At 73.5% G+C, this 24,777-nt stretch carries 18 protein-coding genes; 11 read left to right on the top strand and 7 right to left on the bottom strand.

The window, feature by feature from the left end; translation table 11 throughout:
• Positions 1–44: 44 nt before the first annotated feature.
• The 5 genes from PVK74_RS00395 to PVK74_RS00375 all read right to left on the bottom strand — a co-directional run bounded on the left by PVK74_RS00395 (position 45) and on the right by PVK74_RS00375 (position 6,310).
• Positions 45–1,331, bottom strand: a complete 1,287-nt coding sequence (locus PVK74_RS00395; RefSeq protein WP_274477890.1) for an ABC1 kinase family protein — start codon at positions 1,329–1,331, stop codon at positions 45–47.
• 5 nt (positions 1,332–1,336) lie between these two features.
• A complete protein-coding gene (locus PVK74_RS00390) occupies positions 1,337–1,978 on the bottom strand; it encodes an NHL repeat-containing protein (protein ID WP_043325250.1) in 642 nt (213 codons plus the stop codon).
• Positions 1,978–2,874, bottom strand: coding sequence for a 50S ribosomal protein L11 methyltransferase (locus tag PVK74_RS00385; RefSeq protein ID WP_043325252.1), 897 nt, complete (start codon positions 2,872–2,874; stop codon positions 1,978–1,980). Before PVK74_RS00385 ends, PVK74_RS00390 begins: the two co-directional genes overlap by 1 nt.
• Before the next feature lie 128 nt (positions 2,875–3,002).
• Positions 3,003–4,202, bottom strand: coding sequence for a DUF6004 family protein (locus PVK74_RS00380; protein ID WP_030499571.1), 1,200 nt, complete (start codon positions 4,200–4,202; stop codon positions 3,003–3,005).
• Between the two features lie 206 nt (positions 4,203–4,408).
• A complete protein-coding gene (locus tag PVK74_RS00375; protein WP_274477889.1) occupies positions 4,409–6,310 on the bottom strand; it encodes an AfsR/SARP family transcriptional regulator in 1,902 nt (633 codons plus the stop codon).
• A gap of 372 nt (positions 6,311–6,682) precedes the next feature.
• Between PVK74_RS00375 and PVK74_RS00370 the strand changes: the two genes are divergently transcribed.
• A complete protein-coding gene (locus PVK74_RS00370) occupies positions 6,683–9,166 on the top strand; it encodes an ATP-dependent Clp protease ATP-binding subunit (RefSeq protein ID WP_113973295.1) in 2,484 nt (827 codons plus the stop codon).
• Here PVK74_RS00370 and add read toward each other — a convergent pair.
• Together add and PVK74_RS00360 are read right to left on the bottom strand one after the other, a co-directional pair.
• The gene (gene add, locus PVK74_RS00365; RefSeq protein ID WP_199496029.1) at positions 9,157–10,134 is read right to left on the bottom strand and encodes an adenosine deaminase; all 978 of its coding nucleotides are present in this window, start codon (positions 10,132–10,134) and stop codon (positions 9,157–9,159) included. The two genes, PVK74_RS00370 and add, sit on opposite strands and share 10 nt — an antisense overlap.
• Positions 10,134–10,940 (bottom strand): helix-turn-helix domain-containing protein, encoded by an 807-nt coding sequence (locus tag PVK74_RS00360; RefSeq protein WP_233514702.1) that lies wholly within the window; start codon positions 10,938–10,940, stop codon positions 10,134–10,136. The genes add and PVK74_RS00360 overlap by 1 nt, the downstream gene beginning before the upstream one ends.
• A 413-nt stretch (positions 10,941–11,353) precedes the next feature.
• On the opposite strand from PVK74_RS00360, the gene PVK74_RS00355 reads away from it, so the two are divergent.
• Genes PVK74_RS00355 through PVK74_RS00310 form a run of 10 tightly spaced genes read left to right on the top strand, consistent with a single transcriptional unit; the run spans position 11,354 to position 24,772 of the window.
• On the top strand, positions 11,354–12,325 hold the full coding sequence (locus PVK74_RS00355) for a DUF1702 family protein (protein WP_113973297.1): 972 nt from the start codon (positions 11,354–11,356) through the stop codon (positions 12,323–12,325).
• 4 nt (positions 12,326–12,329) lie between these two features.
• Positions 12,330–14,282: a CRTAC1 family protein gene (locus PVK74_RS00350; RefSeq protein WP_043325262.1), complete on the top strand. Its 1,953-nt coding sequence runs from the start codon at positions 12,330–12,332 to the stop codon at positions 14,280–14,282.
• The gene (locus PVK74_RS00345; protein ID WP_043325264.1) at positions 14,279–15,250 is read left to right on the top strand and encodes a hypothetical protein; all 972 of its coding nucleotides are present in this window, start codon (positions 14,279–14,281) and stop codon (positions 15,248–15,250) included. Before PVK74_RS00350 ends, PVK74_RS00345 begins: the two co-directional genes overlap by 4 nt.
• Before the next feature lie 32 nt (positions 15,251–15,282).
• A complete protein-coding gene (locus PVK74_RS00340; protein WP_274477888.1) occupies positions 15,283–21,054 on the top strand; it encodes a type I polyketide synthase in 5,772 nt (1,923 codons plus the stop codon).
• Between the two features lies 1 nt (position 21,055).
• Positions 21,056–21,505, top strand: coding sequence for an acyl-CoA thioesterase (locus tag PVK74_RS00335; protein ID WP_030503316.1), 450 nt, complete (start codon positions 21,056–21,058; stop codon positions 21,503–21,505).
• Entirely contained in the window at positions 21,498–22,061 is a 564-nt protein-coding gene (locus PVK74_RS00330) for a flavin reductase family protein (protein ID WP_233514703.1), read from the top strand. The genes PVK74_RS00335 and PVK74_RS00330 overlap by 8 nt, the downstream gene beginning before the upstream one ends.
• Complete coding sequence (locus tag PVK74_RS00325) at positions 22,058–22,621, top strand: hypothetical protein (RefSeq protein ID WP_051611104.1); 564 nt, start codon at positions 22,058–22,060, stop codon at positions 22,619–22,621. Before PVK74_RS00330 ends, PVK74_RS00325 begins: the two co-directional genes overlap by 4 nt.
• Entirely contained in the window at positions 22,618–23,313 is a 696-nt protein-coding gene (locus PVK74_RS00320; protein ID WP_064447373.1) for a copper resistance CopC family protein, read from the top strand. Before PVK74_RS00325 ends, PVK74_RS00320 begins: the two co-directional genes overlap by 4 nt.
• Positions 23,314–23,339: 26 nt before the next feature.
• Positions 23,340–24,200: a class I SAM-dependent methyltransferase gene (locus tag PVK74_RS00315; RefSeq protein WP_209960939.1), complete on the top strand. Its 861-nt coding sequence runs from the start codon at positions 23,340–23,342 to the stop codon at positions 24,198–24,200.
• A 29-nt stretch (positions 24,201–24,229) separates the two neighbouring features.
• Entirely contained in the window at positions 24,230–24,772 is a 543-nt protein-coding gene (locus PVK74_RS00310; protein WP_030503321.1) for an EF-hand domain-containing protein, read from the top strand.
• The last annotated feature ends 5 nt before the right edge of the window (positions 24,773–24,777 follow it).

Genomic DNA, 24,777 nt, shown 5'->3' with positions numbered 1-24,777 from the left:
TGTCGAAGCGACCGGCCAGGCCCGGCGGACCGTTCGGCCAGCGGTCAGGCGGCGGCGCGGCGGCCGAAGAGGCCGCGCATCAGCACCGGCTTGGCCAGCTCCTGGAAGTCGAGGTCGGGGTCGAGCTCGCGTACCGTCCCCTCGATCACCAGCAGCGACAGCAGCGGGAAGATGAGTTCCGGCGCGGCGTGCACGCCGTAGCGGCGTTGCAGGTCGAACATCTCCGCGGCGAACGCGATCAGGCTGAACTCCCGGGCCGGCAGCCCGTGGCTGCGCTCCACCAGGTCGGCCATCCGGACCAGGAACGTCTCCACGTCGGCGTCCGGCCGCAGGCCGGTGCCGCTGCGCACCACGATCTCGGCGCAGTACCGGCCGCGCCCGATCGACATGTTCATGAAGAACTCCGCGAACAGCCGGCGCAGCTCCTCGGTGAGCTGCACGCTGAACCCGGCGTCGAGCACCACCACCTGGGCGCCCCGGGTGAAGTAGAGGTTGCCCGGGTGCATGTCGCAGTGGACGAATCCGTCCACGAAGAGCATGTGGTAGATCGCTGTCATCGCGGAGGCGGCGAACCGCTTGCGCACGGCCGCCGACATCGACCGCGCCACGTCCACGTCGAGGTCCGGCATGAACTCCATGACCAGGCAGCGCGGCCGGCAGGCGTCGTCGCGTACGCCGGGCACCCGGACCCGGGGCACCACGGCGAGGTTCTCCTTGAGCCGGCGCAGGTTCTCCGCCTCCCGGGCGAAGTCGAGCTGGCCGAACACCGCTCCGCACATGTTCTCGACCACCTCCCGCACCGGGACGCCGCGCAGCATCGGCAGCCGGGCCATCACCCGGGCGCCGTGCCGCATCAGCGCGAGGTCGAGGGCCATCGTCGACTCGATGCCGGGACGGCGCAGCTTGAGCGCCACCTCGGCGCCGTCGGGCATCCGGCCGTGGTAGACGCAGGCCACGCTGCCGCTGGCCACCGGCGTCGGGTCGATCTCCGCGAACTCCGCGGGCGTCTCGCTGCCGTACGCCTCGGCCAGCGCCCGGCTGGTCTGCTCGGGGGTCATCGGGTCGACCCGGTCCTGGAGCACCGACAGCTCGTCGCAGAGCGCGGCCGGCAGCACGTCGCGCCGGGTGCCGAGCACCTGCCCGGCCTTGACGAACGTCGGGCCGAGCCGCATCAGCAACGTGGTGAGACGGCGGTACAGCAGCCGGCGGGCCGCCGCCCGGTCACCTCGGACCGCCTTGACCAGCGCCGCCGGCAGCACCGGCAGCAGGTGGGCGGCGCCGACCGCGCCGATCCGGGTCGAGCGGGCCAGCAGAGCGCGCGTGGTCGCCATGGACGTCAACCCTTCGTGATGCCCGGCACCTCGATCGCCCGGAGCTGCAGGGTGGTGAAGTCGCAGTACCAGATGCGGCGGCCGTCCCAGGTGATGCCGGTCGGGTTGCCCGCGACCGAGTAGGCGGCCACCTCCCGGCGGGCCGCCACGTCGTACAGGTTGATGGTGGCCGCGTCGCGGTCGGAGTAGACGAGGTAGCTGTCCGAGACGGTCAGGCCGGCGATCGGCTGCCGGACCGGGAACGTGTCGATCAGCCCGAAACCGTCCGGGTCGCGCAGGTCGACCTGGCGCAGGTCCTCGTAGCCCAGCCAGAGCCCGTGCCGGGTCGCCTCCAGCCCGCACAGCACGTTGCCGGGACGCGGGTTGCCGAACTCGCCGAGCAGCTCGCCGTCCTCGGGATCGACCAGCCGCAGCACGCGGTCGTCGCCCGCCACCTGCAGCAGCCGCCCGCCGATCGTGGTCAGGTCGGTGCGCACGCCGGGGCAGTCGAGCCGGCGGACCACCTTGCCGCTGATCGGGTCCAGGGAGGCGATCTGGCTGGAGACCGCCTCGGAGAACCAGAGGCACTCCGCGGACCAGGTCAGGCCGCAGAGCTTGAGAGCGCCACGGACGGGAATGTCGCGGACGGTACCCACCGCGAAGGGCATCAGGACCTCCTCTGCCGGGACAGGCCGCACTCCAGCCGCCAGCCGGTCACGGCGCGGACGTCGCGCCGGGCCGGCCGGCGCAGGGCGACGGACAGCTCGTCGCCCTCGGCCACGTCGGTGTGCCGCAGCGGCCACACCCAGACCGCCCAGTTGCATCCGGGGTACGACGGGAAGTTCGACAGCGTCACGTCGTCGGTGAAGTCGGCGGTGAAGAAGCCGAGCACGGCGTGCAGCCTCCCCGGCGCGATGACCGGCAGCCGCTGCCGCAGCGTCTGCCGGGACGGCGACCGGCCGTCGAGCGCCTGGTCGAGCACCACTGTGGGCTCGGTCAGCAGCTTCGGCGGACGCTGGAAGAAGTGCAGCTGGGCCGCCGGGGCCACGAGCTCCTGCACCGGGTCGAGCCGGTAGCCGTAGAAGTCGCCGCCCCACAGCCCCCAGCCCTCGTCGGCGAACTCGGCCGCGGCCAGCCAGGTCCGCAGCCGCCGGGGCACCACCCGGCCGCCGGGGCGCAGGTGGCGGCGGGCGATCACGTGCAGCACCTCGGCCATCTCCTCCTCCGGGCCGAGGTTTCCCATCATCTCGGAGACCAGCACGTCCGCCTTGCGGGGCAGCCGGACCGTACGGGCGTCGCCGGTGACCAGGGTGAGCCGTCCCTTGAGGTCGTTGGCCTCGATGATGCGGGCCGCCGCCGCGGCGGTGGCCGGGTCGGCCTCGACCGCGTACACGTGCTCGGCGCCGTGCCGCAGCGCCAGCAGGGAGAGCGCGAGCAGCCCCGCGCCCACGTCGACCACCACGTCGCCGGGGGTGACGGCCTCCTCCAGCGCCCTGTCGTACGCCCGCAGCCGGGGCGCGTCGCCGAGCATCATCTGGTGCATGAGCAGCAGCCGCTGGTCCACGCGGTACCCCCTGAGCGCGCGTCCCTCCCGACCGCCGTAGCAGCCGGGAGGGACATCGTGACGGTACGTTGCTATTGGTTTTACTAGTAGAACCTCTGGCCGGCAGGCCCGTCAAGCGGACCCGTCGGTCAGGCGTTCACCGCGGCGTGCTCGCCGACCAGCGCGTCCCGCATCACCAGGTTGACGCCGGTGAGGCGAGCCTTCGGCTGCTCGTCCACGGTGACCAGGGCGGTGTCCGAGCCGTCCAGCTTGAGCTCGGTGCCGGTGGCCTCCATGCCGCGCATCTTGCCGTTGACGTGCACGGAGTTGGCGGCGTAGAGCGTCTCGTGCGGCGTGACCAGCTCGAACTCGGCGTCGATGTGCAGGTCGCCGGGGAACTTGAGCCGGCTGAGGCTGTCCTCGTTGCCCTCGCCCAGCGTGCCGCCGGAGACCCGCGGCCAGCTCGCCCGCAGCATGACCCGGCCACCCAGCTCCGGGCTGTGTCCGACGACCGCGACGCGGGCCAGCTGGGCGAGCACGCCCGGGCCCTCGTCGTGCTTGTCCGGGCCGAAGAGCAGCACCTCGGCACCGGCCGCCTTGCGGTAGTCCCCGGCCAGGTCGACCCGCACCGTCTTGCCGTTGACCTCGACCTCGATCTGCCCCTCCAGCGAGGTCTGCATGATCATGGACGGGTCGACCAGCATGGACATGCACGGGCCGGCGCTGGGCGCGAAGAACAGGTTCGGCGTGATCCCGACCGGCTGGTTCTCGTCGTTGGCCGGGTACCACGCCTCCGGCAGCGTGGTGCCCTTGACGACGTTCGGCGCGGCCATCACGTCGAAGGGACCGTCACCGCGCGGCTTGCCCAGGTAGGGCCCGGTCAGCGGCTTCTTGAACGGCGGGACGCTGTCGACCACGCCGTAGATGTCGATGACGTTGCGGTGGGCGAGCCGCAGCGTGCTCGACTCCAGGATGCCGAAGCGGCGGATGTAGAACTCGGCCGGGAAGTTCTTGCCCGGCACGATCTGCCGCACGTGCCCGCTGTTGGGCAGGAACGGGTTGGACAGGACCTGGATGCGGTCGTCCAACTCGTAGCTGAACCCCTTGATGCCCACCTCGGGCGCGCTGATCAGCTCGGTGGCGAACTGCGCGTAGCCGTTCTCGTCGACCTTGTGCTCGAAGCCCGGCATGGGCCACTTGTTGAGCTGCACGAAGCCGGACAGGTTGATCGTCTCGCGGCGGCCCGAGTAGTAGTCCTCGCCGAAGACCACGGTTGCCGCGGCGAGGATGTGCGGGCGGATCGGCTTGGGTTCGAGGTTCAGGGACTCGTAGGTCTCTCTGGTGCTCAAGCCAGACACCTCCAATGTCTGTCGGCAGGGGTCAGCGGCGGTCTGAGGGCCGCTGGTGGACCGGACCCGACCGGTCCCGCCGAACTTCAAGCTATGTGTTTTTAAAGCGTGCTGTCAATGCCTGAGGCATCGTCAGGTGTCATCGGCCTCCAGAACACGACGGCCCGCTCCCCCGGCGGGGAGCGGGCCGTCGTGGCGGCCGCCGGTCAGTCCGGCACGGCCGCCGCGCCGGCCGGCAGCAACGGCCGGGACAGCGGCAGGGGCAGTTCGGCGGCGGGACTCGTCGCGGCCCCCGGGGTGCCCGTCTCCAGCGCCAGCCGGCGCAGCAGGCCGAGCATCCGGTACCGGCCGCCGGTCGTCCCGACCGGCATCACCAGGGACTTGTCCACCAGGGCGGCGAGCACCACCCGCACGTCGGTGGGCCCGGACGGATGGGGCCGCCAGAACCGCTGGGCGGCCGCCAGGTCGAACACCCCCGGCAGCAACGCGACGCGCTGGAACAGACAACGCTCGGCCACGTCGAGGCGCTGGACGCTACGGTCGAGCATCGCCTGCAGCGACGTGTGGCGTGACTCCGGTCCGGCGGCGGGCGGGCGCAGTCCGTCCAGCGGTCCCTCCAGCTTGCGCAGCACCCCGTCCAGACTCTCGGTGGCCAGGCACGCCGCCGCCATCTCCAGGGCCAGCGGCAGGCCGTCGAGCCGGCGGCAGATCTCCACCGCGACCTCCGCGTCCCGCCGGTCGAGGCGGAACCCGGGGCGGGCCTGGGCCGCCCGTTCGGCGAGCAGCGCGACCGCCGGATTGGACAGGACCGACGGCCATCCGCCCGGCTGCGGCACCGGGAGCGGATGCAGGCGCTGGACCCGCTCGTACGGCAGCCCGAGCGGCTGACGCGAGCCGGTCAGCACCGCCACGTCCGGGCACGCCAGCAACAGCCGGTCGGCGACCACCGCACACGCGTCGACCAGGTGCTCGGCGTTGTCCAGCACCACGAGTGTCGGCTGGTCGCGCAGCAGTTCGACCGGATCCTCGGCGCCGTTGCCCCCGAGCATCCGGGCCAGCCGGCGTTCCAGCTGCCGCCGGTCACTGAGATCGAGCGTGTCCACCGTCAGGACCCCGCCGGTGAAGACGCGGGCGGCCTGGTGGGCGGCGCGCAGGGTCACCGCCGACTTGCCACAGCCGGGCGCGCCGGTGACGGTCACCGCGCGGTACTTCGCCAGCAGGGCCGCCAGGTCGGCGATGTCCCCGGCCCGCCAGTGCAGCGGCCCGGAGATCGGCCCGCAGCCGGGCCTGCGCCTTGCGGCCGGCACCGCCGGCGCCGGCCGGGGCACCGGTGGACGGCCGGCCGGGCGCACCAGCGCCCGGTGCACCGCCCGCAGTTCCTCCCCCGGGTCGACGCCCAGTTCGGTACGGAGCCGCTCGGTGATGTCGGCGTACCGGTGCAGGGCCACGGTCCGGTGCCCGCTGCTGCCGAGCACGGCCAGATAGTCGGCCTGGATCGCCTCGTGCAGGGGTTCCAGCCGGGCCAGCCGGGTGGCGGTGTCGAGCACCGCCGCGGCGCGTCCCAGCCGCAGCCCCAGACCGACGTAGCTGTGCGAGGTCGCCACCCAGGCCGCACCCAGGGCCTCCACCTCGATGTTGTCGTGCAGCAGCGAGCGCAGCTCACCGAGGGTCGGGCTGCGCCACAGGTCCAGCGCCTGCCCGAGCAGGTGGAACGCCTCCTCACGGCAGCCCTCGCCGATCCGCTTCTCGGCCTCGGCGACACAGCGGCGGAACCGCGCGACGTCCGTCTCGACGGTCTCGGCGCGCAGCGAGTACCCGGTGACGGTCGAGGCGATGACCCGTACCCGGCGCCGCGGCGGATGCTCCGGTTCGAGGACCTGGCGCAGCCGGGCCACGTACGTGTGCACGAGCGACCGGGCGCTCGGCGGGACTACGCCGCCCCAGACCGCCTCCTCCACCTCGCTCACCGGGACGCTGTCGCCCAGGCGTAACGCCAGAAGCGAGAGCACCGCCCGCTGCTTGGCCGGTCCGGGCTCCACCGGATGCCCCTTCCGCCGCACGCGCAGCGGACCCAACAGGTCGACCCGGTAACAGGCGCGACTCTCCATCATCTATCCCCCCAGGCTCAGCGTGAGCCCGAGACTGGCACATCCGGTTACCACGTCGCCACACTCAGCTATTGCTCAGGAAACTCGGCAGGCCAGGCCGCCAACCCGCCCGAGCAGCGTGATCACCGCCCGGGACGTGCGTAAAGGCCGCCGGGCGGAACGACGACGGCGGGGAGTTCTTTTTCATATGGCGAAGCTATTGATAGAAGTTGCGGGCCGTGCCGGGTTGCGTGACCCGGTTCCGACGAAGGCCCACCCTGAAAGGGATGCCGCCCACCTGGAGGCCCGTGTCGAGCATCCAGGATAGACAGAATGCTATATGAAATCTTAGTATTCTGATGGCCGGATGACTCAGGTGAGGAGCACGAGGGCATGTTCGAGCGGTTCACCGACCGAGCGCGACGGGTTGTCGTCCTGGCCCAGGAAGAGGCCCGGATGCTCAACCACAACTACATCGGTACGGAGCACATCCTGTTGGGCCTGATCCACGAGGGTGAGGGTGTCGCGGCGAAGGCTCTGGAGAGCCTCGGCATCTCCCTGGAGGGTGTGCGTCAGCAGGTCGAGGAGATCATCGGCCAGGGTCAGCAGGCGCCGAGCGGGCACATCCCGTTCACGCCGCGGGCGAAGAAGGTGCTGGAGCTGTCGCTGCGCGAGGCGCTGCAGCTGGGCCACAACTACATCGGCACCGAGCACATCCTGCTCGGCCTGATCCGCGAGGGCGAGGGCGTCGCCGCCCAGGTCCTGGTGAAGCTGGGCGCGGACCTGAACCGGGTCCGCCAGCAGGTCATCCAGCTGCTCTCCGGCTACCAGGGCAAGGAGCCGGCCGCCGCCGGTGCCGCGCCGGGTGAGGCCGCGCCGTCGACCAGCCTGGTGCTGGATCAGTTCGGCCGCAACCTGACCCAGGCCGCCCGGGAGGGCAAGCTCGACCCGGTCATCGGGCGGGAGAAGGAGATCGAGCGGGTCATGCAGGTGCTGTCCCGCCGCACCAAGAACAACCCGGTGCTGATCGGCGAGCCCGGCGTCGGCAAGACCGCCGTGGTGGAGGGCCTGTCGCAGAAGATCATCAAGGGTGAGGTGCCGGAGACGCTGAAGGACAAGCAGCTCTACACGCTCGACCTCGGTGCGCTGGTCGCCGGTTCCCGCTACCGCGGTGATTTCGAGGAGCGGCTGAAGAAGGTGCTCAAGGAGATCCGCACCCGCGGTGACATCATCCTGTTCATCGACGAGATCCACACGCTCGTCGGTGCGGGCGCGGCCGAGGGCGCGATCGACGCCGCCAGCATCCTCAAGCCGATGCTGGCCCGGGGTGAGCTGCAGACCATCGGCGCCACCACGCTGGATGAGTACCGCAAGCATTTGGAGAAGGACGCCGCTCTGGAGCGTCGTTTCCAGCCGATCCAGGTGGGTGAGCCGTCGCTGGCGCACACCATCGAGATTTTGAAGGGTCTGCGGGACCGCTACGAGGCGCACCACCGGGTGTCCATCACCGACGCCGCGCTGGTCGCCGCTGCGACGCTGGCCGACCGGTACATCTCGGATCGGTTCCTGCCGGACAAGGCGATCGACCTGATCGACGAGGCCGGCGCCCGGATGCGGATCCGCCGGATGACCGCGCCGCCGGACCTGCGCGACTTCGACGAGCGCATCGCCCAGGTGCGCCGCGACAAGGAGTCCGCGATCGACGCGCAGGACTTCGAGCGGGCCGCGCAGCTGCGGGACACCGAGAAGCAGCTGCTCGGGCAGAAGGCGCAGCGGGAGAAGGAGTGGAAGGCCGGTGACCTGGACGTCGTCAGCGAGGTCGACGACGAGCAGATCGCCGAGGTCCTCGGCAACTGGACCGGTATCCCGGTCTACAAGCTGACCGAGGAGGAGACCTCGCGCCTGCTGCGCATGGAAGACGAGCTGCACAAGCGCGTCATCGGCCAGGAAGACGCGGTCAAGGCGGTCTCGAAGGCGATCCGCCGTACCCGGGCCGGGTTGAAGGACCCGAAGCGCCCGTCCGGGTCGTTCATCTTCGCCGGCCCGTCCGGCGTCGGTAAGACCGAGCTGTCCAAGGCCCTCGCGGAGTTCCTGTTCGGGTCCGAGGACGCCCTGATCCAGCTGGACATGTCGGAGTTCCACGACCGGTACACCGTGTCCCGGCTCGTCGGTGCCCCGCCCGGCTACGTCGGCTACGACGAGGGCGGGCAGCTGACCGAGAAGGTACGTCGCCGGCCGTTCTCCGTGGTCCTCTTCGACGAGATCGAGAAGGCCCACCCGGACGTGTTCAACACCCTCCTGCAAATTTTGGAGGACGGGCGCCTCACCGACGGTCAGGGCCGGATCGTGGACTTCAAGAACACGGTCATCATCCTGACCACCAACCTCGGCACCCGCGACGTCGCCAAGGCGGTGTCGCTGGGCTTCCAGGCGTCGGAGGACTCCGAGTCGAACTACGACCGGATGAAGCAGAAGGTCAACGACGAACTCAAGCAGCACTTCCGGCCCGAGTTCCTCAACCGCATCGACGACACCATCGTCTTCCACCAGCTGCGCGAGACCGAGATCCTCTCCATCGTCGACATCATGATCCAGCGCATCGAAACCCAGCTGCGCAACAAGGACATGGGCCTGGAACTGACCGACAACGCCAAGAAGTACCTCGCGAAGAAGGGCTTCGACCCCGTCCTCGGCGCACGGCCACTACGCCGCACGATCCAGCGCGACATCGAAGACAACCTGTCCGAACGGATCCTGTTCAACGAGCTGACCCCGGGTCAGATCGTGGTCGTGGACTGCGAAGGCGACCCCGACGACACCGACACGTCCACACTCGTCTTCCGGGCCGGCAAGCCGGTGCCGACGGGTCAGCCGTAGGCCCGCCGGCCCACCGCCATCAGATGATCACGCGTCGCGTCGTCGCAGAGCGCCCCGGCCACCCCGGCGGCGTACGCCCGCTCGGGCCCGAGCCCGAGACGCGCCGCCAACTCGTGCTCACGGCCCAGATCGGTACCGAACATCGCCGGGTCGTCGGTCCCGACCGAGCAGCGCAGACCGGCGGCGACGAGGCGGGGCAACGGATGCGCGGCCTCGGACTCCACCACCCGGGTCCGCAGGTTCGACGTGGGGCACACGTCCAGCACCACACCCCGGTCCCGCAGCTCGGCGAGCAGGTCGTCGTCCTCGGCGGCCCGGATGCCGTGACGGATCCGGGCCGGAGCCAGCTCCAGCAGGTCGCGTACCGAATCCGGCCCGCCCGCCTCGCCGCCGTGCGGGACGAACGCCAGACCGCCGTCGCGGGCGATCGCCACCGCCCGGGCGAACGCCTTCGCCGGCGCGGCCAGCTCCGGCCCGCCCAGACCGAACCCGACCACGCCCCGGTCCCGGTACCGCACGGCCTGGCGGGCGCACTCCTCCGCGTCCGCCGGCGGCAACTCGCGGTCCACGTCGGGCGTCAGCAACACCCGTACGCCGTGCCGCTCGTACGCCTCGGCCGCGCCGTCGGCGTACCCCTCGAAGATGTCCGCCCAGCCGACGCCCCGGCGCACCCGCTCGGCCGGCGAGAAGATGCCCTCCAGGTAGACAGCGCCGTGCGTGGCCGCCTCGGCGGCGTACGCCACCACGATGCGCCGGAAGTCGTCGGCCGTACGCAGGCAGTTGGTGGTCAACACCCAGGTGCGGACGAAGTGGTCGAAGTCGGTGAACTCGTAGAGCTGACGCAGACCCTCGACCGTCTCCGCGGGCAGCCGCTGACCGTTGCGGCGGGCGATGACCAGGAGCGTCTCCGGCCGTACCGTCCCTTCGAAGTGGACGTGCAGCTCGATCTTCGGGGCCGGCACGGCCATCAGGCGGTTCGGAGCGCGCGCCGCTCGGCCATCACCGGCGTCCGCCCCCGCCAGCCGGCCTGCGACACGCCCAGCAGCCAGCGCAGCGGCGTGGCCGAGAGCAACGGCGGATCGGTGACCCGCACCTGCCGCACCGGCACCGTGAGCGTGGCCCGCGCGACGGCGATGCGCTGGGTGCTGCCCGTCTCGGCCGGTATCCGCAGGTCCGCGTCGCCGATCAGGAAGCTGTCCGGCGCGCCGTCGACGAGCGCCGAGGTGGCGTCCCGGTCCGGGCGCAGCAGCAGGACCCGGGCGCGGTGCTCGCCCGGCGGCACGGTGGCGGGCAGCGCGGCCGGCAGTGGACGCGGCGCGGCCGTCCACCATTCGTTGCGCCCCCCGTCGTGGGGTGCCACCGCGGCGAGCAGCAGCCCCGGCAGGTCCACGGTGTCGAGGTGCATCAGCGCCCGGGGGCCCTGGCCGGCGACTATCGCGCGGCTGCGGATCACCGGCAGCAGCGCCGCCACCGACACGCCCGCCAACTGCCGGGCGAGCTGGCGGAACCGCTCCGGGGGCAGACTCACCCAGCGCCGGAACTGGGTGGTGAACGTGCCGACGCTGGAGTACCCGACCTGGGCGCTGATCGCCGTGACGGTGAGCGAGGAACGCAGCAGCAGCCGTCGCGCCTCGGCCATCCGCAGGGCGGCCAGGAAACGTGCCGGTGTCATCGAGGTGGCCTGCTTGAACACGCGATGGAAATAGAAGGGGCTGAACGGGGCAAGGCGCGCCAGCGTTTCCAGCGGCAACGGCCTGCCGAGCTCTCTTTTCATGTGCTCAATCACCCGGACAATGGCGGCCGACCGGCCGTCATGTTCCTTGCAGTCGGCACCTGAAAACTGCCCCATGGCCCCTCCATCGCTACCCGGAAACCGTGACCAATAGTGCTGTGCGGCTCTTGAACGAGTCTTGATTTGCCGCACGCGGGCCGCTCGGGCGCCCTCGGCGGCGGGCGATACGTGCTGGCCGGAGCCGGTGCGGGACCCACTTCCAGGCTTGCGCGCACCCGGCTTCGCGCGCCCGCCCAAGCGGTGCCGACGGTCACCTGAGGCAACACAGCAACCTGCGAGAAGACAGTCGCCGAGGCGTTCCGCGAGTATTGGCCAGAGCGGGCACGCCAATCGAAGAACTTCTCTGCAGGCGAGCAGGATCCGCACGCGTACACCCACGGCGAATTGGACTTGCCATGGCCCGAATATTGTTGGCACTGCGACAACGAATCCTGACGCCGGATAAGCGCGAGGCGTTGTTTGACAAACGCGGCTTCCATGTCAAGAACGACGCCGCGCGGCAGGCCCTGGAAAGCGCCGGGCAGAGTTTCATCGGCGGTTTCGGTGACGCCGCCGGGGCGCCGGAGCCCCGGGCCGCCGAGGAACTGCTGGAAAGCCGGCCGGCGCCGCTGCGCGGCTTCGCCTACGAGGGCGCCGCGATGGCGTACGCCCTGATGGACGGCCTCCGCCCCGGCGGCGGCCGGGGCATGGCGCGGTTCCTGGCCGGGCGCGGCGACGCGCACGTCTACATGGCCCACGTGGGCGCCGGCTGGGCCATGGCCCGGCTGCCCCGCTGGCGCCGGCCGGCCATCCTCCCGCCCGACCCGCTGCTGCGCTGGCTCGCCCTCGACGGCTACGGCTTCCACCAGGCCTACTTCCACACCGGCCGGTACGTCCACGCACGGCACCGCGACCCGGCGCACATCTGGCCGGCGGAGCTGCGGCACTACGCGCCGCACGCGGTGGACCAGGGCATCGGCCGGGCGCTGTGGTTCGTCGCCGGCGCCGACCCGGCCGAACTGGTCCGGCTGCTCCACCGGTTCCCCGCCGACCGGCACTCCGACCTGTGGAGCGGGGTCGGCCTGGCCGCCAGCTACGCCGGTGGCGCCGATCTGACGGAACTGCGAACGCTGCGCGAGGCGGCCGGCGAGCACCGGGCGGCGCTCGGCCAGGGCGCCGCGTTCGCGGCCAAGGCCCGGATGCGGGCCGGACACGTGCCGACGCACACCGCTGTCGCGGTCGGCGCGTTCTGCGTCACCAGCATCGAGCAGGCCGCCGCGATCACCGATGCCGCCCTGACCGATCTGACCGACTCGGCGTCGCTGCCCGCCTTCGCGGTGTGGCGTCAGCGGATCGCCGACCATCTCGTACTGCTGGGGAGGTGCTGACCGGGTGTCCATGATCCTGGGTTGGGGCCGACGTCATCTCGCCGGGCTGACCGCCCTGCTGCTGATCGTCGGCCTGTTCCTGATCGCCGAGCCGGCCACTGCTACCGACGAGGAACGGCGACGGGTGGCCGCGGGCTACCGGTTCACGCCGCTGTCCATCGCGATCCCGGGTGGTCTGCCGCAACAGAGCATCCGCCGGGTCAACAAGGAGTACACGCACATCGACGCGTGGATCTCGTCGGTGGGCGCCGGGGTCGCCATGAACGACATCGACGGCGACGGCCTGGCCAACGACCTCTGCGTCACCGACCCGCGGATCGACCGGGTGGTGGTCACGCCGACGCCCGGGGCGCGCCAGGAGCGGTACCAGCCGTTCGTGCTCGACCCGGCGCCGCTGCCGATGGGGCCGCACATGGCGCCGATGGGCTGCGCGCCCGGCGACTTCAACGAGGACGGCCGCACCGACCTGCTGGTCTACTGGTGGGGCCGGACACCGGTGATCTTCCTGGCCCGCCCGGACGCCACCGGTCTGTCCGCGGCGGCGTTCCAGCCGGTCGAGCTGGTCCCCCGGCCCGCCGCCGCCGACGGCGGCTACACCGGGCCGCGGTGGAACACAAACACGGTGAGCGTGGCGGACTTCGACGGCGACGGTCACGAGGACGTGTTCGTCGGCAACTACTTCCCCGACGGCCCGGTGCTCGACCACACGGTCAGCGGCGGCGTGGCGATGAACAGGTCCATGTCGGCCGCGTACAACGGCGGACGCGACCATGTCCTGCGCTGGACCGGCGCGACCGCCGACAGCGTCACCTTCGCCGACGTGCCGGACCTCTTCGACGACGACGTCTCCCGCGGCTGGGCACTCGCGTCGACCGCCACCGACCTCGACGGCGACCTGCTGCCCGAGCTGTACGTGGCGAACGACTTCGGCCCCGACCGGCTGCTGCACAACCGCTCCACGCCGGGCCGGGTGCGGCTGGCCCTGGTCGAGGGCGAGGGCAGCCGGCTCACCGTGCCCAAGTCGAAGATCCTCGGGCACGACTCCTTCAAGGGCATGGGCGTGGACGTCGGCGACCTGGACGGCGACGGCCTCTACGACATGTACGTCGGCAACATCACCACCTCGTTCGGCATCCAGGAGAGCAACTTCGCCTTCGTCAACCAGGCCCGGGACACCGACGACCTGCGGCAGCGGCTCGCCGACGGGCGGGCGCCGTTCGTCGACCGCAGCGCCCCGCTCAACCTCGCCTGGAGCGGCTGGAGCTGGGACGTCAAGATCGCCGACCTGACCAACAGCGGCCGGCCCGACATCGTGCAGACCAGCGGCTTCGTCAAGGGCGAGGTGAACCGGTGGGCGCAGCTGCAGGAGCTGGCCACCGCCAACGACACGCTGCTGGAGCACACCTCGGCGTGGCCACGGGTCCGGCAGGGCGACGACATCGCCGGCGGGCAGCCGCTGCGCCTGCACGCCCGGATGCCCGGCGGCGCCTACGCCGACATCGCCGGCCAGCTCGGCCTGGCGGTGCCCATCCCGACCCGGGGCATCGCGCTCGGCGACGCCGACGGCGACGGCCGGCTGGACATGGCGGTGGCCCGGCAGTGGGACGCGCCGGTGTTCTACCGCAACGACAGCCCCGGCACCGGATCGCAGCTGTCCCTGAAGCTGAACCGGCCGCCGGCCGGCGACGCCGCCACCGGCTCCCCGGTGATCGGCGCGGACGTCACCGTCCGCACCCCGGACGGCCGTGTGCTGCGCGGCCGGGTCGACGGCGGCAGCGGCCACTCCGGCCGGCGCAGCTTCGAGGTGCACATCGGCCTCGGCGACGTAACCGGGCCGGTCCAGGTCGACCTGGCCTGGCGGGACCGCACCGGCGCGCCACGCGCGCAGACGGTGACGCTCACCCCCGGCCGGCACGCGCTCACCCTCGGCACCCAGGCACAGGAGGCGAGTTCATGACGAAGCCACGCGACCCGCGAGTGACAGCGCTGCGCCGCTTCGCGATCTCGATCACCGTCCTCAACATCCTCGGCTACACGGTCCTCGGCTTCGAGCAGCCCGCGCTCTGGCCGGTGTACGCCGTGCTCACCGCGTACGCCGCCGAGCTGCTGCTGGAGGCGGTGGGCGCCCGAGGTGAGGGCCGCGCCCCCCGGTACGCCGGCGGCGTGCGCAACCTGGTCGAGTTCCTCTTCCCCGCGCACATCACCGCGCTGGCGGTGAACATGCTGCTCTACACCAACGACCGGGTGCTGGTGATGCTCTTCGGCGTGCTGGTGGCGATCAGCGGCAAGTGGCTGCTGCGGGCGCCGGTCAACGGGCGGCTGCGGCACTTCATGAACCCGTCGAACTTCGGCATCGCGATCGTGCTGCTGCTGTTCCCGTGGGTCTCCATCGCGCCGCCGTACCACTTCACCGAGAACCTCTCCGGCCCCGCCGACTGGGCGATCGTGGCCGTGATCCTCGTCCTGGGCACGATGCTCAACGCGAAGCTCACCCGCCGGATGTGGCTGATCGCCGGCTGGCTGTCGATCTTCGTGGTGCAGTCGGTGGTCCGGGGCCTGGTGCTGGACACGTCGATCGTGGCCGCGCTGGCCACCATGACCGGTACCGCGTTCGTCCTGTTCACCAACTACATGATCACCGATCCGGGCACCACGCCGAGCCGGCCCGCCGCCCAGTTCGCGTTCGGTGGCGGCGTGGCGCTGGTGTACGGCGTGCTGACCGGCGCCTCGGTGACGTACGGGCTCTTCTTCGCCACCGCGATCGTCTGCCTGGTCCGCGGCACCTTCCTCTGGTCGCTGCACGCCTCGCGCCGCGAGCAGCGGCGCCGCGAGCAGGACCAACCCGTCTCGCCCGCAACGCCCGGGACACCGGCCACCGCCGGTCCCGTCTCCGCGGACAACGGCAAGCGGCCCGTGCCCGCCTGATCCGCGAATCGCACAACCCCAGGAGTGACGACATGAGCAGAATCGCGGTCGTCGGCATGAGCTGCCGCTACCCGGAAGCCGATTCGGTGGCCGACCTGTGGCGCAACGCCCTCAGCGGACGCCGCGCGTTCCGCCGGCTGCCGCCGGAGCGGATGAGCCTGGAGGACTACTGGGACGCCGACCCGGCCACCCCGGACCGTTTCTACAACCGGCACGCCGCCGTCATCGAGGGGTACACGTTCGACCGGATCCGGCACCGGATCGCCGGCAGCACCTACCGCTCCACCGACCTCACCCACTGGCTGGCGCTGGACGTGGCCGGCGAGGCGCTCGCCGACGCCGGCTGGCCGGACGGCGCCGGGCTGCCCCGGGACCGTACCGCCGTGGTGGTCGGCAACACCCTCACCGGCGAGTTCTCCCGCGCCAACGTGCTGCGGCTGCGCTGGCCGTACGTGCGCCGGGTGCTGGCCGCCGGGCTGCAGGAGCAGGGGTGGCCCGACCGGCGGATCGCGGAGTTCCTGGCGCTGACCGAGGAGCGGTACAAGAGCCCGTTCCCGCCGATCGACGAGGACACGCTCGCCGGTGGTCTCTCCAACACCATCGCCGGGCGGATCTGCAACCACTTCGACCTCGGTGGCGGCGGCTGGACGGTGGACGCCGCCTGCGCCTCCAGCCTGCTGTCCGTGGTCACCGCCGCGCGCGCCCTGGCCGATGGCGAGGTCGACGTGGCGGTGGCGGGCGGGGTGGACCTGTCCATCGACCCGTTCGAGATGGTCGGCTTCGCCAAGGCCGGCGCGCTGGCCCGCGACGAGATGCGGGTGTACGACGAGCGGTCGCAGGGCTTCTGGCCGGGCGAGGGCTGCGGCATGGTCGTGCTGATGCGCCACGACGACGCGGTGGCGCAGGGGCGCGTCGTGCACGCGACGATCGCCGGCTGGGGCGTCTCCTCCGACGGGCGCGGCGGGATGACCCGGCCCGAGGCACAGGGCTACCGGCTGGCGCTGGACCGGGCGTACCAGCGGGCCGGCTTCGGCATCGGCACGGTCCCGCTCTTCGAGGGGCACGGCACCGGCACCGCCGTCGGCGACGCCACCGAGCTGCGTGCCCTCTCCGCCGCCCGGCGCGACGCCGGGGCCACCGATCCGGCCGCCATCGGCTCCATCAAGGCGCTCATCGGGCACACCAAGGCCGCCGCCGGGGTGGCCGGGCTGATCAAGGCGACCATGGCGTTGCGGCACGCCATCGTCCCGCCCACCGCCGGGTGCGCCCGTCCCCGCGCGGAGCTGACCGCCGCGGACCGTACGCTGCGCGCCGCGCCGGTGGCCGAGCCGTGGCCGGACGGGGCGCCGCTGCGCGCCGGGGTCACCGCGATGGGCTTCGGCGGGATCAACACCCACCTGGTGCTGGAGGCCGGCCCGTCCGCCGTGCCGGAACGTGTCCGGCGGCAGCAGTTGCGGCTGGCCCGGCACACCCAGGACGCCGAGCTGCTGCTGCTCGACGCGGCCGACCCGGTGGCGCTGCGGGAACGGGTGGCCGCGCTGCTGGATCCGCTGGCCCGGCTGTCGTACGGCGAGCTGACCGACCTGGCCGGCGCTCTGGCCGGCGAGGTACGCGGCCGGCCGATGCGGCTGGCGGTGGTCGCCGCCTCCCCCGCCGAGGCGGTGGACCGGTTCGAGCGTGCCCTGGCGGCGCTCGACCGGGGCGAGGAGGAGTTGTTCGCCGACGGGCTGGCGTTGCGGCGCACGCTGCGCCCGGCCCGGCTCGGGTTCCTCTTCCCCGGCCAGGGCTCCGGCCGCGGCGTCGACGGAGGCGCGCTGGCCCGGCGTTTCCCGGCCGCCGGCGAGGTGCACCGCCTGGCGGCGCTGCCGGCCGACGCGGACCCGGTGGCCACCGAGGTGGCCCAGCCGCGTATCGCCGCGGGTTCCCTGGCCGGCCTGCGGGTGCTCACCGAACTGGGCGTCGAGGCGCGGGTGGCGGTCGGGCACAGCCTCGGCGAGATCACCGCGCTGCACTGGGCCGGCACCGTCGACGCGGAGGCGCTGCTGCGGATCGCCGCGGCGCGCGGCGCGGTCATGGCCGGCTGCCGGGAACCGGGCACGATGGCCGGCATCGCCGCCGACGACACCGTCACCGCCCGGCTGATCGGCGCCGAACCGGTGGTGGTGGCCGGCTACAACGGGCCGCGGCAGACGGTGGTCGCCGGCCCGTCCGACGCGGTCCGGCGGGTGTGCGAGCGGGCCACCGACGCCGGTGTGCACTGGGCGGACCTGGCCGTCTCGCACGCGTTCCACTCCCCGCTGATGGCGTCGGCCGCCCGCGAGTTCGGCGACTGGCTGGAAGGGGTCCGCCTGGCCCCGCCGCGCCGGCCGGTGGTCTCCACCGTCACCGGCGCGGAGCTGACCTCCGGCACCGACCTGGCGGCGCTGCTGCGCCGGCAGATCACCGAGCCGGTGCGCTTCGCCGCGGCGGTCACCGAGGCCGGCCGGCGGGTGGACGCGCTGGTCGAGGTCGGTCCCGGCCAGGTGCTCGCCCGGATGGCCCGGGACCTGGTCGACGTGCCGGTGTTCGCCACCGGCACGGACGCGCCGACGCTCGCCGGGTTCCTCGGCACTGTCGGCGCGCTCTGGACGCTGGGCGCGCCCGTGGACCACGCCGCGCTGGTCAGCGACCGTCCGATCCGTCCGCTCGACCTGGCCGCGCGGCGGCGCTTCTTCGCCAACCCGTGCGAGGCCGCGCCCGCCGTGGCCGTGGCGGCGGCGTCCCCGACCGGGGCCACCCCGCAGGCCGCGGGCGGGCCGGTGACCGTCGACGAGACGGCCCCGGCCGGAGGCGGACCGGCGGCCGACCCGCTGGCGGTGCTGCGCCGGCTGGCCGCGTCCCGCGCGGAGCTGCCGCCCGAGAGCGTCGGCGCGGACACCCGGCTCCTCGACGGTCTGCACCTCAGCTCGATCGCCGTGGGACAGCTGGTGAACGAGGCCGCCCGGGAACTGGGCCTGCCCGCGGTGCAGGCGCCGACGAACTTCGCCACCGCCACGCTGCGGGAGATCGCCGACGCGCTGCGGGAACTGGACCCGGCCGCCCCGCCCGCCGACCGGCGGGTGGACGGCGTCGCCCCGTGGGTGCGCGGTTTCACAGTCGAGCTGGTCGAGGAACCGGTGGAGCCGGCCGGCGCCGGCCCCGGCGGCCCGGGTGCCTGGCAGTGGTACGCGCCGGCCGGGCACCCGTACGCGGAGGCGCTGCGCGACGCGCTCGCCGGTGCGGGCGTCGGCGGCGGCGTGCTGCTCTGCCCGGGCGAGGAGGTGGACCTGGACCTCGCGTTGCGCGCCGTCCAGGCGGCGGTGGCCCAGCCTCCGGGTGCCCGCCTGGTGGTCGTCCAGCACGGCCGGGGCGTCGCCGGGCTGGCCCGTACCGCCCGGCTGGAGGGCTCGGGCCTGCACGTGACGCTGGTCGAGGCGGCCCCGGCCGACGACCTGGTGGACCGGGTGGTGCGCGAGGTGGCGGCCACCGACGGGTACGCCGAGTCGCACCTCGGCCCGGACGGCCGGCGGCGGGTCCCCCTGCTGCGGCCGCTGCCGCCGCCCGGCCCGGCACGCCCGGGTCCGGCCGGTCCGCCGCTGCGGCCGGACGACGTCCTGCTGGTGACCGGCGGCGGGAAGGGCATCACCGCCGAGTGCGCGCTCGCCGTGGCCCGGGACACCGGGGCGCGGCTGGCCCTGCTCGGCCGGGCCGACCCGGCCGCGGACCCGGAGCTGGCCGCGAACCTGACCCGGATGCGGGAGGCGGGGGTGCGCCTGCGGTACGTGCGCGCCGACGTCACCGACCCGGAGGCGGTACGCGCCGCGGTGGCGCAGGTACGCGCGCACCTGGGCCCGGTCGCCGGGGTCCTGCACGGTGCCGGGGTCAACCGGCCGGCCGCCCTCGGCGCGCTGGACCCGGACACCCTGCGCGCCACGCTGGCGCCGAAGGTGGACGGCCTGGCGCACGTCCTCGCCGCGGTCGAGCCGGACGAGCTGCGGTTGCTGGTGACGTTCGGCAGCGTGATCGGGCGCGGCGGTCTGCCCGGGGAGGCGCACTACGCGCTGGCCAACGACTGGCTGGCCCGGCTGACCGCCGAGGCCGGCCGGCGCTTCACCGGATGCCGCGCCGTCTGTCTGGAATGGTCGGTCTGGTCCGGCGTCGGCATGGGTGAACGGCTCTCCGCCGTCGAGTCGCTGCTGCGCGCCGGCATCACCCCCATCCCGCCGGACGAGGGCGTCCGGTTGCTGCGCCAGGTGCTGGCGCTGCCCCGGCTGCCCGCCTCGGTGGTGGTCACCGGCCGCACCGACGGGCTGGACACGCTGCGGCACGAGCGGCGGGAGCTGCCGCTGCTGCGCTTCCTGGAACGTCCGCTGGTGCAGTACGACGGCGTGGAGCTGGTGGTCGAGGCGGACCTGTCGGCCGAGAGCGACCCGTACCTCGCCGAGCACGACCTGGACGGCAACCTCCTGCTGCCCGCGGTGCTCGGCATGGAGGCGATGGCGCAGGTGGCCACCGCGCTCGCCGGCGCCACCGGCGTGCCCGTGCTGACCGGCGTCAGCTTCCCCCGGCCCGTGGTGGTGGCCCGCGGCGGGCGCGTCACCGTCCGGATCGCCGCGGTGCAGGCCGAGGCGGGCGTGGTGGAGGTGGCGATCCGCAGCGACGAGACGGGCTTCGCGGCCGACCACTTCCGGGGCACCGTCCGCTTCGAGCCGGACGAGGGCGACCGGGAGGCGCCGGGCGTGACCGGAGGGCTGCCGCCGGTGCCGCTGGAGCCGGGCCGGGACCTCTACGGTGACCTGCTCTTCCAGGGCGACCGGTTCCGCCGGCTGGTGCGCTACCACCGGGTCGCGTCCCGGCGGGCCGAGGCGGACGTCGCCACCACCGAGGACCTGCGCTGGTTCCACGCGTTCCTGCCGCAGCGGCTGCTGCTCGGCGACGCGGGCGCGCGGGACGCCTTCCTGCACGGCATCCAGGTCTGCGTGCCGGACGCGACGCTGCTGCCGATCGCCGTGGACCGGGTGGAGCCGGCCGGGCCGAAGCTCGCCGCCACCGAGCAGGTCCGCTTCGTGGCGGTGGAGCGGGAGCACCGCGACGACACCTACCGGTACGACGTGACGGTCCTCGGCGCGGCCGGGACGGTGGTGGAACGCTGGCTCGGTCTGCGCCTGCGCGCGGTGCGCCACCGCCCGGCCGCCCTGCCGTGGCCGCCGGCGCTGCTCGGACCGGCGCTGGAGCGGCGGCTGGGCCGGCTGCTCGACGCCGACCTGGCGGTGGTGGTGGAACCGCGTCCGGACCGGACCGGCGGAGCACGACGGGAGGTCACCGCCGTCGCCGTCGGACGGGCCGTGGGACGGCCGGTACGGCTGCGGTACCGGCCGGACGGGCGGCCCGAGGAGGTCAACGGCCGGCACGTCTCCGCCGCCCACAGCGACGTCGCCAGCCTGCTGGTGGCCGGCGCCGGGCCGCTCGCCTGCGACCTGGAGGTGGTCCGGCCCCGGCCCGCCGAGGTGTGGGCCGACCTGCTCGGCCGGCACGCCGGGCTGGCCGGGCAGATCGCCGCCGACCTCGGCGAGGACGCCGACGTCGCCGCCACCCGGGTCTGGTGCGCCAAGGAGTGCCTGGTCAAGGCGGGGCTGCCGGTGGACGCCCCGCTCACGGTGGCCGGCGGCGACGGCGAGTGGGTGCTGGTGCGCAGCGGCCGGGTCACGGTGGCCACCGGCCCGGTCCGTCTGACCGGCGAGCCACAGCCGGTGGTCGTCGCCGTCCTCACCGCGACGGGGGTGTGACATGTCCGCCTGGTACGAGTACCGCCACGTGGTCGGGTTCGAGGAGACGAACCTCGTCGGCAACGTCTACTACGTCAACTACCTGCGCTGGCAGGGCCGCTGCCGGGAGATGTTCCTGCGCGAGCACGCCCCGGCGGTGGTCGACGACCTGCGCGCCGGGTTGAAGCTGTTCACGCTGCGGGTGGACTGCGAGTACCTCGCCGAGCTCGACGCGTTCGACGAGCTGCGCATCCGGATGAGCCTGACCGAGCTGACCCAGACGCAGCTCGGCCTGGCCTTCGACTACCTGCGCGACGGCCCGGGCGGGCTGGTCCCGGTGGCCCGGGGGCACCAGCGGATCGCCTGCATGCGGGAGGTCGCGGGGCAGGTGGTGCCGACCCGCGTGCCGACGCCGCTGGTGCGGGCGCTGGCGCCGTACCGGGCGGCCGAGGGGGTGGCCGGCCGTGCCTGAGCGCGCCGTGGACGCGCCGCCGGCCACCGCCGCGCTGCGTACGGTGCTCGGCGAGTTCGTCACCGGCGTGACGGTGCTGACGGTCGGTGGTCCGCTGCCGCACGGGATGACGGCGAACTCGTTCACCTCGGTCTCGCTGGACCCGCCGCTGGTGCTGCTCTGCGTGAGCCGGGACAGCCTGATGTCCGCCTGTCTGTCCGACGCGGACGGGTTCGGCATCTCCGTCCTGGCCGGGGGGCAGGAGCGCCTGGCCCGGCACTTCGCCGACCGGCGCCGGCGGCCCGGACGCGCGCAGTTCGCCACTGTCGGCTGGTCGCCGGGCGAGCGGACCGGCGCGCCGCTGCTGCACGGGGCGCTGGCCTGGCTGGAGTGCCGGCCGTGGCGCTGCCACGACGGCGGCGACCACGTGATCGTGGTGGGCCGGCTGGTGGCCGCGCGCACGGCTGCCGACAGCGACGCCCTGATCTTCCGGCGAGGCCGGTTCGACAGGTACGGGAACTCCCACCCGGCCGCCGGCCGCCGGCACGTCCAACCGCTCCTGAAGGAGGCGCAGTGACCCTGTCGGACAAGCGCGACGCCGGCGCTTCGGGGCTCGATCTGAACGGCAGCCGGCACCGGGCGGCCCTGCAGATCTTCCTCGTCGTCGTCATCGCCCACTGGGCCGAGCACCTGGTGCAGGCCGCGCAGATCTGGGTGTTCGGCTGGTCCCGGCCGGAGGCCCGGGGCGTACTCGGCATGCCGTTCCCGTGGCTGGTGGAGAGCGAGTGGCTGCACTACGGGTACGCGCTCGTCATGCTCGCCGGTTTCTGGCTGCTGCGCGGCGGCTTCGTCGGCCGCGCCCGGACCTGGTGGATGGCGGCGCTGCTGATCCAGGTGTGGCACCACCTGGAGCACCTGCTGCTGCTGGTGCAGTCGCTGACCGGCAGCAACCTGGCCGGGCAGCCGGTGCCGACGAGCCTGCTGCAACTGGTGGCGCCCCGGGTGGAGCTGCACCTGTTCTACAACGCGGTGGTGTTCCTGCCGATGGTGGTGGCGATGTACCTGCACCGCACGCCGCTCGCCGACGAACTGGCCCGGATGCGGTGCAGTTGCCGCCGGGTGGCCGAAGTCCGGTGAGGCGCGGGCCGGGGCTGAGGTGGCTGGCGGCGGGACTGCTCACGCTGCTCGCGCTCGGCCTGGCCGGGCTGACCCTGGCGGCGCAGCTGCGGCCGGCGCGGTTGGTGACCACCGACCCGCCGGCCGGCGCCCGGCTGACCACGGCGCCGGCGGCGGTGACGCTCACCTTCAACGGCCCGCTCGACGCCGAGCGGACCCATGTCTGGTTGATCGGTCCGGGCGGCGCGTTCGGCGCGACGGGCGCGCCGCGCTACCGCGACAACGGCGTCGAGGTGCCGGTGACGGTCGTGGGTGACGGGCGCTACCGGGTCGGCTACCACGCCCAGCTCGCCACCGGGCAGACCGCCACCGGCGTGGTCCCGTTCACCGTCGCCGCCGGGCTCGGCGCGCCGCCGCGGGCCGCCCCGGCCGCGTCCCCGCCGGCCACCGCGCCGCCGGACGGGTCCGCCGGGGGCGGCCACCACGGGGGTACGGGCGGAGCGGCTGGCCTGGCCCTGCTGCTGGCGCCGGTGGTCACCGGAGCGGTCCTGCTCGTGCTGATGGCGCGGGGACGGCGTGACCGGCCCGCCGGCGGCACGCCCTCGTCGGCCGGTCCGGGGCCGGGCGGGCGACGGCGGGCCTGGGTGCTGCGGGAGCCGGAGGACGCCGGCGACCGGCCTGCCGACCGCGAACCGGCCCGGCCGGGCGGGTGACCTGACGGACCACAGGAGGGAAAGCGATGTCCGTATCGACAGATGCCGCCGCGGTGAAGGCCGAACAGCGGCGGACCTGGGACGCCGTCAGCGACGGCTGGACCCGCGAGTGGGAGACCTTCGAGCGGGGCGGCGCGGCGCTCACCGCGCGGCTGCTGGCCCTGGGTGGCGTACGGCCGGGGCACCGTGTCCTGGACGTCGCGACCGGTCCGGGGGAGCCGGCGCTCAGCGCCGCCGACATCGTCGGCCCGGCCGGCACGGTCACCGGCGTCGACCTCTCCCCCGCCATGCTCGCCGTGGCCCGCCGCCGGGCCGAGGGCCGGCGCAACGTCAACTTCCTCGTCGCCGACCTGGAGACGGTGGAGCTGCCGCCGCACGCGTTCGACGTGGTGCTCAGCCGGCTCGGCCTGATGTTCGCCGTCGACCCCGGCGCCGCGTTCGGCCGGATCGCTCGGCTGCTCGTCCCGGGCGGCGTGCTCGCCGCGGCGGTGTGGGCGCCACCGCCGCGGGTGCCGCTGATGTCGCTCGGGTACGGCGTGCTCGCGCGCCGGCTGGACCTGCCGTCCGGGCCACCGGACGCCCCCGGCCCGTACCGCCTGTGCGATCCGGAGGCGCTGGCGGCCGGGCTGACCGACGCCGGCCTGCGGGACGTGACAGTCGAGGAGTACCCGGTCCCGTTCCGGTTCCACGACCCGGCCGAGTACGCGCGGTTCACCCGGGCGGTGGCGCCGCCACCGGTACGCCGCCGGGTCGAGGCGCTCGATCCGGCCGGGCGGGACGCGCTCTGGGCGGAGGTGGCCGCCGCCGCCGAGGGACGCGCCGGCTCGGACGGACTGGTCGACCTGACCTCGACCGCGCTCACCGTCCGCGCGGTCGCCCCGGCCTGACCTCCATCCATCGCTACGAAAGGACCGAGATGACCACCGAACTGCAACGCCGCAAGCTGGAGAAGGTCTTCGCCTCGTACGACGCCGACGGGGACGGCGTCATCGACGGGCTGGACATCACCGCGATGGCCCAGATCTGGTGCGACACGTACGGCGTGGCGCCGTACTCGCCGGGCTGGCGGCGGATCCACGGCGCGGCGGCCCGGATGTGGCGCGGTATGCGCGGCAGCGACGGGCCCGACGGCGAGAAGCGGGTGACGGTCGCCGAGTGGGTGGCGTGGGCCGACAAGCCGGAGTTCCCGGAGTTCGTGACGAACGCGGCGGTGCCGTTCAGCCTGGCCGTGTTCGACGTGGCCGACGCGGACCGGGACGGGCGCATCAACCACGCGGAGATGTTCGCGGCGCAGAGCAAGAGCGGCATGCGCTCGGAGGACACGCAACGGATCTTCGACCGGCTCGACACCGACCGGGACGGCTATCTCACCAGCGAGGAGTACGGCCGGGCGGCGCACGAGTTCTACCTCAGCGCCGACCCGGACGCGCCGGGCAACGTGATCGCCGGGGAGCTCTGAGCGGC

This window comes from Micromonospora chalcea (genome assembly GCF_028768405.1).
Taxonomy (GTDB): Bacteria; Actinomycetota; Actinomycetes; order Mycobacteriales; family Micromonosporaceae; genus Micromonospora; species Micromonospora chalcea.
Note: the sequence above shows the minus strand (reverse complement) of the source record. Positions and strands in the feature narration are given on the sequence as shown.